Origin of the sequence: Streptomyces sp. NPDC000151 (assembly GCF_040301705.1) — a bacterium.
Classification (GTDB): Bacteria; Actinomycetota; Actinomycetes; order Streptomycetales; family Streptomycetaceae; genus Streptomyces.
Genome location: NZ_JBEPFC010000039.1, coordinates 38,218 through 49,194 on the forward strand (window position 1 = coordinate 38,218; position 10,977 = coordinate 49,194).

General features: G+C 71.8%; 8 protein-coding genes and 1 pseudogene. 7 read left to right on the plus strand and 2 right to left on the minus strand.

Going from position 1 to position 10,977, the window contains the following annotated elements; translation table 11 throughout:
- Nucleotides 1–62: 62 nt before the first annotated feature.
- Nucleotides 63–2,285, plus strand: a complete 2,223-nt coding sequence (locus ABT381_RS14325) for an NADP-dependent isocitrate dehydrogenase (protein WP_351592855.1) — start codon at nt 63–65, stop codon at nt 2,283–2,285.
- Nucleotides 2,286–2,364: 79 nt separating this feature from the next.
- On the opposite strand, the gene ABT381_RS14330 is transcribed toward ABT381_RS14325, so the two are convergent.
- Nucleotides 2,365–3,117, minus strand: a complete 753-nt coding sequence (locus tag ABT381_RS14330; protein WP_351592857.1) for a DUF2470 domain-containing protein — start codon at nt 3,115–3,117, stop codon at nt 2,365–2,367.
- Between the two features lie 188 nt (nt 3,118–3,305).
- Here ABT381_RS14330 and rpsD point away from each other — a divergent pair, with 188 nt between their 5' ends.
- Nucleotides 3,306–3,917, plus strand: coding sequence for a 30S ribosomal protein S4 (gene rpsD, locus ABT381_RS14335; RefSeq protein ID WP_351592859.1), 612 nt, complete (start codon nt 3,306–3,308; stop codon nt 3,915–3,917).
- A 54-nt stretch (nt 3,918–3,971) separates the two neighbouring features.
- On the opposite strand, the gene ABT381_RS14340 is transcribed toward rpsD, so the two are convergent.
- Nucleotides 3,972–6,155: an ATP-binding protein gene (locus ABT381_RS14340; protein ID WP_351592862.1), complete on the minus strand. Its 2,184-nt coding sequence runs from the start codon at nt 6,153–6,155 to the stop codon at nt 3,972–3,974.
- A gap of 208 nt (nt 6,156–6,363) precedes the next feature.
- Between ABT381_RS14340 and ABT381_RS14345 the strand changes: the two genes are divergently transcribed.
- The 5 genes and pseudogenes from ABT381_RS14345 to ABT381_RS14365 all read left to right on the plus strand — a co-directional run.
- Entirely contained in the window at nt 6,364–6,798 is a 435-nt protein-coding gene (locus ABT381_RS14345) for a DUF948 domain-containing protein (protein WP_351592865.1), read from the plus strand.
- Between the two features lie 7 nt (nt 6,799–6,805).
- Nucleotides 6,806–7,144, plus strand: coding sequence for a DUF6167 family protein (locus tag ABT381_RS14350; protein ID WP_351592868.1), 339 nt, complete (start codon nt 6,806–6,808; stop codon nt 7,142–7,144).
- The gene (gene alaS / locus ABT381_RS14355; protein ID WP_351592871.1) at nt 7,144–9,813 is read left to right on the plus strand and encodes an alanine--tRNA ligase; all 2,670 of its coding nucleotides are present in this window, start codon (nt 7,144–7,146) and stop codon (nt 9,811–9,813) included. Before ABT381_RS14350 ends, alaS begins: the two co-directional genes overlap by 1 nt.
- Nucleotides 9,814–9,827: 14 nt before the next feature.
- A complete protein-coding gene (ruvX, locus tag ABT381_RS14360; RefSeq protein WP_351592874.1) occupies nt 9,828–10,292 on the plus strand; it encodes a Holliday junction resolvase RuvX in 465 nt (154 codons plus the stop codon).
- A gap of 129 nt (nt 10,293–10,421) precedes the next feature.
- A pseudogene (locus tag ABT381_RS14365) lies at nt 10,422–10,977 on the plus strand (hypothetical protein); the annotation flags it as partial.

Genomic DNA, 10,977 nt, shown 5'->3' on the forward strand with positions numbered 1-10,977 from the left:
CGGGGGCCGCTCACGAGATATCTTGATGTCGAGCAATGTTGCAGACGTGGAGCGGAGCACCGGTGACTGACTCGACCATCATCTATACGCACACCGACGAGGCCCCGGCCCTGGCGACGTATTCGTTCCTGCCGGTGATCGAGGCCTACGCCTCGACCGCGGGTGTCGCCGTGGAGAGCCGTGACATCTCGCTGGCGGGCCGGATCATCGCCAGCTTCCCCGAGCGTCTTCGGGAGGACCAGCGCATCGAGGACGCGCTGGCCGAGCTCGGCGAGCTGGCCAAGACGCCCGAGGCGAACATCATCAAGCTGCCGAACATCTCGGCCTCGATCCCGCAGCTCAAGGCCGCGGTCGCCGAGCTGCAGCAGCAGGGCTACGCGCTGCCGGACTACCCGGACGACCCGAAGACCGACGAGGAGCGCGACATCCGCGCCCGGTACGACAAGGTCAAGGGCAGCGCCGTCAACCCGGTCCTGCGCGAGGGCAACTCCGACCGCCGCGCCCCCGCGTCGGTCAAGAACTACGCCAAGGCCAACCCGCACCGCATGGGCGCCTGGTCCGCCGACTCCAAGACGAACGTCGCGCACATGACCGGCGACGACTTCCGCTCCACCGAGAAGTCCGTCGTCATCGCCGAGGACGGCGCGCTGCGCATCGAGCTGGTCGGTGACGACGGCTCCACCACCGTGCTGCGCGAGTCGGTGCCGGTGCTGGCGGGCGAGGTCGTGGACGCCTCCGTCATGCGCGTCGGCGCGCTGCGCGAGTTCCTCAAGGAGCAGGTCGCCCGCGCCAAGGCCGAGGGCGTGCTGTTCTCGGTGCACCTCAAGGCCACGATGATGAAGGTCTCCGACCCGATCATCTTCGGTCACGTCGTGCGTGCCTTCTTCCCGAAGACCTTCGCGAAGTACGGTGACGTGCTCGCCACCGCGGGCCTGACGCCGAACGACGGCCTCGGCGGCATCTGGAAGGGCCTGGAGTCGCTGCCCCAGGGCGAGGAGATCAAGGCGTCCTTCGACGCCGAGCTCGCCGAGGGCCCGGACCTGGCGATGGTCGACTCGCACCGCGGCATCACCAACCTGCACGTCCCGAGCGACGTCATCGTCGACGCCTCCATGCCGGCCATGATCCGCACCTCGGGCCACATGTGGAACAAGGACGACCAGGAGCAGGACACCCTGGCGGTCATCCCGGACAGCTCGTACGCCGGCATCTACCAGGCCGTCATCGACGACTGCAAGGCCAACGGCGCGTACGACCCGTCGACCATGGGCTCGGTGCCGAACGTCGGCCTGATGGCGCAGAAGGCCGAGGAGTACGGCAGCCACGACAAGACCTTCGAGGTGCCCGCCACGGGCACCGTGCGGGTCGTCGACGGCAACGGCGACGCCGTGCTGGAGCAGACGGTCAGCGCCGGCGACATCTTCCGCATGTGCCAGACCAAGGACGTGCCGATCCAGGACTGGGTCAAGCTGGCCGTCACCCGCGCCCGCGCGACCGGCACCCCGGCCGTGTTCTGGCTGGACGAGGGCCGCGCGCACGACGCGAACCTCATCGCCAAGGTCAAGCAGTACCTCCCGGAGCACGACACGGAGGGCCTGCAGATCGAGATCATGTCCCCGTTCGAGGCGACCAAGTTCTCCGTGGAGCGCATCCGCCGCGGCGAGGACACGATCTCCGTCACCGGCAACGTACTGCGTGACTACCTCACCGACCTGTTCCCGATCCTGGAGCTCGGCACGAGCGCCAAGATGCTCTCGGTGGTGCCGCTCATCAACGGCGGCGGCCTGTTCGAGACCGGCGCCGGCGGCTCCGCTCCCAAGCACGTCCAGCAGCTGGTCAAGGAGGACTACCTGCGCTGGGACAGCCTGGGTGAGTTCCTCGCGCTCGCGGTGAGCTTCGAGCACCTCGCGCAGAAGACGGGCAACGCGCGCGCCCAGGTGCTCGCCGACACCCTCGACCGCGCGACCGGCACCTTCCTCGCGGAGAACAAGTCGCCCAGCCGCAAGCTCGGCGGCATCGACAACCGCGGCAGCCACTTCTACCTCGCCCTGTACTGGGCGCAGGAGCTGGCCAAGCAGACCGAGGACGCGCAGCTCGCCGAGGCGTTCGCGGCGCTGGCCAAGACGCTGGCCGAGCAGGAGCAGACGATCGTCGACGAGCTGGTCGCCGTTCAGGGCAAGCCGGTCGACATCGGCGGCTACTACCAGCCCGACCCGGCCAAGGCCGCGGCCGTCATGCGTCCGTCCGCCACGCTGAACAAGGCGATCGCCTCGCTCAGCGCCTGACGCGACCCGCGGGCGGCTGCCCGTACGCGTACCGCCCCGGCCGGTCCCACGACCAGCCGGGGCGGTCCCGTATCCGCCCTCACGCCGCCGCGTCGAAGAGGTGGTGCATCGCCCGCCGCAACTCCATCAGGTCGCGCACGGGCGCGGGGAAGTCGAAGCGGGCGTCGAAGACCTGGTGGCCGGGGTCGGCGAAGCGGACCCGCAGCCCGAAGCGGTCCAGCGCCACCGGTGTGACGGTGCCGCGCGCCGCGCACACCCGCTCGGCCCGGTCGCCGAGCAGCCCGCACAGGTCGCGCACCTGCTCGCCGTGCGAGGAGTGCAGGTGCTGCAGCAGCTCGGCCTCGTGGCCCGCGACGGGGTCCGGGGCCGCCTGCGCGAATTCCTCCGGCTCGATGGACTCCGCGCCCCACAGGTCGTCCACGGTGGCCTCGCCGACCTCCAGGCGCAGCATCATCCAGGCGGCCCGCCCCTCGGTGCCGGGCAGCGGGTCGGGGCGCAGCGCCTCGCCGATGCCCAGCAGCTCGCCGACGGGGTGCCGCTCGGCGAGCAGCCGGGCGGCGTGCGCCCGGTCCTCGCCGCGTACGGGGGTGAGCCAGCCGGCGACCCAGGCGCGGCCGCGGACGCGGTGCGGTACCGAGACGGGCGCGACGTCCGTGAGTTCCATCACGGCGGTGACGTCGTCGTCCTGGGCGTAGGAGGCGGCTCGGGCGGCGGCACAGTCGCCAGGAACCAGGATGAGCACGTCTCCTGAGGCGTCGACCGTTCTGCAGGCGGGCGCGGCGAAGCCGGCTTCGTCGGGATCGTGGACTCCGGGAATGGTCAGGGACGCCATAGCATGGGAATCCACGAGGGTTCGCACACGCTCGGCGGCGGTCGGCTGCTGGGCGTCTTCCGTGGGACGCGGCTGACCCGCCTCTGTGCTCTCGCCAGCACTGGGCAGGGGGTTCCCAGGTCGATACATGCGGTCTCCTCGCGCTGCTAAGGTAAGCCTCACCTAACTTACATGGAGGTCCGTTCCACGTGAACCAGTCGCGTCCCAAGGTCAAGAAGTCCCGCGCGCTCGGCATCGCGCTGACTCCGAAGGCCGTCAAGTACTTCGAGGCCCGTCCGTACCCGCCCGGCGAGCACGGCCGCGGCCGCAAGCAGAGCAGTGACTACAAGGTCCGGCTGCTGGAGAAGCAGCGGCTGCGCGCCCAGTACGACATCAGCGAGCGCCAGATGGCGCGGGCCTACGACCGCGCCCGCAAGGTCGACATGAAGACCGGCGAGGCGCTGATCATCGAGCTGGAGCGCCGCCTGGACGCCCTCGTCCTGCGCTCCGGCCTGGCCCGCACGATCTACCAGGCCCGCCAGATGGTCGTGCACGGCCACATCGCGGTCAACGACCGCAAGGTCGACAAGCCGTCCTTCCGCGTCCGCCCCGGCGACGTGGTGATGGTCCGCGAGCGCAGCCGCGAGAAGCACCCCTTCCAGGTCGCCCGCGAGGGTGGCTACGACACCGAGGGCGAGACCCCGCGCTACCTGGAGGTCAACCTCCCGGCGCTGGCGTTCCGCCTGGACCGGGACCCCAACCGCAAGGAAATCCCGGTCATCTGCGACGAGCAGCTGGTCGTCGAGTACTACGCGCGCTGAGCGAGCAGCCCGGCAGCGCACGGCCCGCGCGCCGCTTCAACGGCGCGCGCTGCCTCAGCCCGCCGTCTCCCCGCCGTTCACGGCAGGGGACACGGCGGGCTCGCCGGTTTCCGGGGGTCTGCCGCCCGACCCGCCGCGCGGGCGCGGCAGACCGCCCAGGATCCGCGTGACGGCTCCGTCCAGGTCCAGCGCCCGGCCCCGCCGCACGGCCGCTTCGTACTCCGCGTCGCCCAGCTCCCCGCGGGCCCGCCGCTCGCACAGTTCGTGCGGCTGGTTGTAGTACCGGGAGCCGAACAGCGGCGGCCCGACCGACGGCCAGATCCGCGCCGCGACCCCCTGCAGCACCGCCGCCTCCGCGGCGTCCCCCTCGTCCAGCGTGACCAGCGCCAGCAGCTCCACCGCCAGCACCACGCCCAGCAGGTCGTGGAAGGCGTGATCGATCAGCAGGCACTCGGTCAGCAGCCGGTGCGCGCCCGCCAGGTCCCCGCGCGTCCAGGCCGCGTACGCCAGGACGTACAGCGCGTACGCCTGTGCCCACCGCTCCCCGTGGTCCGCGCACACCTCCCGCACCTCGGCGCACAGCTCCTCGGCCGCCGCCAGATCGCCGCCGAAGGCCACCGCCATCGCCAGTTCGACCTGCGCCATCAGCACGTTGCTGTTCAGCTCGCCGACCTCGCGGTAGGCCGCCAGCGACGCGCGCAACAGCGTCTCGGCGCGCGGCATGTCGTCGCCGGTCAGCGCCAGGCAGCCCAGGCGGTGCTGGGCATAGGCGGCGGCCCGCGCGTTCCCCGCGCGCTCCGCCTCCGTACGGCACTGCTCCAGCGCGAGCAGCGCACCGGCCGGGTCGCCCTGGAGCACCGCGACGTAGCCGGTCACCCACAGCGCCTTCAGCCGCGCGTCCTGATGGTCGGCCGGCATCGCCAGGGACCGCTCCAGCCAGTGCCGCCCCTCCGACAGGCGGCCGCAGCCGACCCAGAAGAACCACAGCGTCCCGGCCAGGAACTGCCCCAGATACGCCTCCTCCGGCACCTCCAGGCTGTGTTCCAGCGCCAGCCGCACATTGGGCAGTTCCACGTCGATGCGGGCGGCCACCTCGTCCTGCCGGGGCCCGAACCAGTCCAGCTCGCACCAGGTGGCCAGTCCCACGTACCAGTCGCGATGGCGGCGCCGCAGCCGCGCGGTGTCGCCCAGCGCCGCCAGCCAGTCCGCGCCGTAGGCCCGTACGGTGTCCAGCATCCGGTAGCGCACCCCCACCGGGGTCTCCTCGCGGACCACCACCGACTGCGCGACCAGCTCGGTCAGCACGTCCAGCAGCTCGTCGGCGGGCAGGTCCGGTCCCGAGCAGACGTACTCGGCCGCCTCCAGGTCGAACTGCCCGGCGAACACCGTCAGCCGCGCCCACAGCAGCCGCTCCTGCGGCGTGCACAGCTCGTGGCTCCAGCCGATCGCCGTGCGCAGCGTCCGGTGGCGGGGCAGGGCGGTCCGGTCGGTGCCGGTCAGCAGCCGGAAGCGGTCGTCCAGGCGGCGCAGCACCTGCTCCACGGAGAGGGCGCGCAGCCGGCCGGCGGCCAGCTCCAGGGCGAGCGGGATGCCGTCGAGCCGGTGGCACAGCTCGGCGACCGCCGCGCTGTTGGCCTCGTCGACGGTGAAGTCCGGGACCACACAGCCGGCCCGGTCGGCGAACAGCTCGCCCGCCGCCGCGTCGGGCAGCGGCGGCAGCGGGTAGGTCCGCTCCCCGGGCAGGCCCAGCGGGCGCCGGCCCGCTGCCAGCACCCGCACGCCGGGCGCCCGCCGCAGCAGCTGCGCGACCAGCGGCGCACAGTCGTCGACCAGCTGCTCGTAGCCGTCCAGCACCAGGAGCAGGTCGCTGTCGGCGAGGTCGTCGCAGAGCGCCTCGCGGGCCGGGCGGCCGCTGTGGTCGGCCAGCGCCAGCGACTCGGCGACGGCGTGGTCCAGCAGGTGCGGCTCCTGCACAGTGGACAGCTCGATCAGCCACACCCCGTCGCGGAACCGTTCCGTCAGGGCCCTGCCGGCCTGTGTGGCGAGCCGGGTCTTGCCGACCCCGCCCATGCCCGTGAGCGTGACCAGCCGCGTGGCCGCCACCATGTCGGTCAGCTCGGCGAGTTCGGCCTCGCGTCCGAAGAACCGGTTCAGCTCCGCGGGCAGATTGCCCGGGGCCGGCGAGCGGTGGCAGCGGTCTCGGAAAGCAGCGGGGTCCGGTCCCCGGGATCGTCGCATGGCACACGGAGCGTACTCGGAGGTGTGCAGACCGTACAATCGCGCCGCCCTGTCCCGGTACGCGGTCCGCCGTACCGCCGCAGCGCCGGAAACCCGCGGTGGCACACGGGAACACGGTGCGGAGCGGGAGCCCCGGCGCGATAAGGTCGAAGTCTGCCGATCGAGCAGGACGAGACAAGCAGAGAACCAGTCGGAAAGTGGTGTGCGCGTGTCCGGTGGAGAGGTGGCCGGGATCCTCGTGGCCGTCTTCTGGGCGATCCTCGTGTCGTTCCTCGCCCTCGTGCTGGTGAGGCTCGCGCAGACGCTCAAGGCGACCACCAAGATGGTCTCCGAGGTGTCCGAGAAGGCCGTGCCGCTGCTCGCCGACGCCTCCGCGACCGTCCGCTCCGCGCACACCCAGCTCGCCCGCGTCGACGCCATCGCCTCCGACGTCCAGGAGGTCACGGCCAACGCCTCCGCGCTCTCCTCGACCGTCTCCTCCGCCTTCGGGGGCCCGCTGGTCAAGGTCGCGGCGTTCGGCTACGGCGTCCGCCGCGCGCTCGGCAAGAAGGGCGCGCCCGAGCCCGAGCACCCCGTCGTCGTCGGCCGCACCCTGCCCGCCGCCCGCCGGGGCGGGCGCCGCACCCGTCGCTCCAAGGACTGATCACGCGATGTTCCGCCGCGCATTCTGGTTCACCACCGGCGCAGCCGCCGGAGTGTGGGCCACCAACAAGGTCCACCGCAAACTGCGCAAGCTCCAGCCCGACAGTCTCGCGGCACAGGCCGCGGACAAGGCGGTGGAGACCGGACACCGGCTGCGGCAATTTGCATTGGACGTACGCGACGGAATGGCGGACCGTGAAGAGCAGTTGCACGAAGCGCTCGGTCTGACGGAGACCGGAGCGGCGCGCGAGCTGCCGCCCGCCCGCCGGACCGCGGCGCTCGAACCGCACCACCCCACGACACGTAACACCCGGACAACCGGACCGAACCGAAACGAGGACCACTGATGGAGTCGGCTGAAATCCGCCGCCGCTGGCTGAGCTTCTTCGAGGAGCGTGGGCACAAGGTCGTGCCGTCGGCGTCGCTCATCGCGGACGACCCGACGCTGCTCCTGGTCAACGCGGGCATGGTCCCCTTCAAGCCGTACTTCCTCGGTGAGGTCGCCCCGCCCGCCCCGACGGCCACCAGCGTCCAGAAGTGCGTCCGTACGCCGGACATCGAAGAGGTCGGCAAGACCACCCGGCACGGCACGTTCTTCCAGATGTGCGGCAACTTCTCCTTCGGCCAGTACTTCAAGGAAGGCGCCATCAAGTACGCCTGGGAGCTGCTGACCGGCTCCGTGGCCGACGGCGGCTTCGGCCTGGACCCGGAGAAGCTCTGGATCACCGTCTATCTGGAGGACGACGAGGCCGAGCGCATCTGGCACGAGGTCGTCGGCGTGCCCAAGGAGCGCATCCAGCGCCTCGGCAAGAAGGAGAACTACTGGTCCATGGGCGTCCCGGGCCCCTGCGGCCCGTGCTCCGAGATCAACTACGACCGCGGCCCGGAGTTCGGCGTCGAGGGCGGCCCGGCCGTCAACGACGAGCGGTACGTGGAGATCTGGAACCTGGTCTTCATGCAGTACGAGCGCGGCGCGGGCACGGGCAAGGAGGACTTCGAGATCCTCGGCGAGCTGCCCAGCAAGAACATCGACACCGGCCTCGGTCTCGAACGCCTCGCCATGATCCTGCAGGGCGTACAGAACATGTACGAGACCGACACCCTGCGCGTGGTCATCGACAAGGCCACCGACCTGACCGGCGTCGCCTACGGAGCCGCGCACGACAGCGACGTCTCGCTGCGCGTCGTCTCCGACCACATCCGCACGTCCGTGATGCTCATCGGCGACGGCGTCACCCCCGGCAACGAGGGCCGCGGTTACGTGCTGCGCCGCATCATGCGCCGCGCCATCCGCAACATGCGCATCCTGGGCGCCACCGAGCCGGTCGTCGGCGACCTGATCGACGTGGTCATCAAGACGATGGGCCAGCAGTACCCGGAGCTGATCCAGGACCGCAAGCGCATCGAGACCGTCGCGCTCGCCGAGGAGGCCGCCTTCCTCAAGGCCCTCAAGGGCGGCACGAACATCCTCGACACCGCCGTCACGGAGACCAAGGCCGCCGGCGGCAAGGTGCTGGCCGGCGAGAAGGCCTTCCTGCTCCACGACACCTGGGGCTTCCCGATCGACCTCACCCTCGAAATGGCCGCCGAGCAGGGCCTGTCGGTGGACGAGGCCGGGTTCCGCCGCCTGATGAAGGAGCAGCGGGAGCGCGCCAAGGCCGACGCCCAGGCCAAGAAGCACGGCCACGCCGACCTGTCCGCCTACCGCCAGGTCGCCGACGCCTCCGGCGCGACCGTCTTCACCGGCTACACCAACACCCAGGGCGAGTCCGCCGTGGTCGGCCTGCTGGTCGACGGCGTCTCGGCGCCGGCCGCCCACGAGGGCGACGAGGTCGAGGTCGTCCTGGACCGCACGCCGTTCTACGCCGAGGGCGGCGGCCAGCTCGCCGACACCGGCCGCATCAGGACCGACTCCGGCGCCGTGATCGAGGTCCGCGACGTCCAGCAGCCGGTCCCGGGCGTCACCGTCCACAAGGGCTCGGTGCAGGTCGGCGAGGTCGTCGTGGGCTCGCCCGCGTACGCCACCATCGACGTCACGCGCCGCCGGGCCATCGCCCGTGCCCACAGCGCCACCCACCTGACCCACCAGGCGCTGCGCGACGCCCTCGGCCCCACGGCCGCCCAGGCCGGTTCGGAGAACTCCCCGGGCCGCTTCCGGTTCGACTTCGGCTCGCCGACCGCCGTGCCCGGCACGGTCCTCACGGACGTCGAGCAGAAGATCAACGAGGTCCTCTCGCGCGAACTGGACGTCACCGCCGAGGTGATGAGCATGGACGACGCCAAGAAGCAGGGCGCCATCGCCGAGTTCGGCGAGAAGTACGGCGAGCGCGTGCGCGTCGTGACCATCGGCGACTTCTCCAAGGAGCTGTGCGGCGGCACGCACGTCCACAACACCGCCCAGCTGGGCCTGGTGAAGCTGCTCGGCGAGTCCTCCATCGGCTCCGGCGTGCGCCGCGTGGAGGCCCTGGTCGGCGTCGACGCGTACAACTTCCTGGCCCGCGAGCACACGGTCGTCTCGCAGCTGACCGAGCTGGTCAAGGGCCGGCCCGAGGAACTGCCCGAGAAGATCTCCGGCGTGCTGGCCAAGCTCAAGGACGCCGAGAAGCAGATCGAGCAGTTCCGCGCGGAGAAGGTCCTGCAGGCCGCCGCCGGGCTCGCCGAGGGCGCCAAGAACGTGGGCGGCATCGCGCTGGCCTCCGGCCAGGTGCCCGACGGCACCTCCGCCGACGACCTGCGCAAGCTCGTCCTCGACGTGCGCGGCCGCATCCCCGGCGACCGCCCCGCCGTGGTCGCCCTGTTCTCGGTGGCCAACGGCCGCCCGCTGACCGTGATCGCCACCAACGAGGCGGCCCGCGAGCGCGGCATCAAGGCCGGTGACCTGGTCCGTACGGCCGCCAAGACCCTCGGCGGCGGTGGCGGCGGCAAGCCGGACGTCGCCCAGGGCGGCGGCCAGAACGCCGCGGCCGTGCCCGAGGCCCTCGAGGCCGTCGAGCGCCTCGTCGCCCAGGCGGGCTGAGGTACGTGAGCTCCATGCGACGTGGCAGGCGGATCGCCGTCGACGTCGGGGACGCCCGCATCGGGGTCGCCTCGTGCGACCCCGACGGGGTCCTCGCGACACCGGTGGAGACCGTGCCGGGACGCGACGTCCCGGCCGCCCACCGGCGCCTGAAGGCGATCATCGAGGAGTACGAACCGCTGGAGGTCGTCGTCGGCCTGCCCCGCTCCCTGAACGGGGGAGAGGGGCCGGCCGCGGCCAAGGTGCGGGCCTTCGCGCAGCAGATGGCGGCGAACATCGCGCCGGTGCCGGTACGGCTGGTGGACGAGCGGATGTCGACGGTCACCGCGGCCCAGGGGATGCGCGCCTCCGGTGTGAAGGCCAAGAAGGGACGTTCCGCCATCGATCAGGCGGCGGCCGTGGTCATTCTGCAGAGCGCCCTGGAAACCGAACGCACGTCCGGACAGGTCCCTGGTGAGAGCGTCGAGGCGGGCGGCTGATCGCGGTACGGTAACGTTCCGCGCGACCGGCCGCGTTCGAACAGTGGCGCGCGCAAGAAGAGGCGGTCAGTAGTACGTCAGGCGCGCTGCCGACCACGGAGCGCACCGCCTCGCGGCTCTAGGGGATCGATGACTGAGTACGGCCGGGGCTACGGCTCCGAACCCTGGCATCCCGAGGACCCTCTCTACGGAGAGTCCTACGGCGACCAGGGTGCCTACGGCGGCCAGGCTTCCTACGGGAACCAGGACCCTTACGCGGGGCAGCAGCAGCCGGGCTGGGACGCCCCCGGGCCGGAGCAGCAGCACCAGTACCAGTACGACGCGTACGGCCAGGCCGGGCAGCCCGGCGGCGTGCCGTACGACCCGTACGGCGGGCAGCAGCCCGACCCCTACGGCCGGCAGCCGGACCCCTACGGCGGCGCGGCGCCGGACTACTACGGCACGCACGACGGCTACCCGCCCCCGCACCAGCCCCAGCAGCTGAGACACGACCAGACGGCGCCGATGCCCGTCGTGCCCCCGGGCCCGCAGGGCGACGACTGGCAGCCGGCGGGGCACGACGCGCCCTGGCAGGACGAGGCGGAGTCGGCCCGGCCCGAACCGGAGCCGGAGCACGCCTTTTTCTCCGGCGGCGACGCGGACGCGGACGCCGAGGACGACGCCCCCGCACCGCGCGAGAACCGCC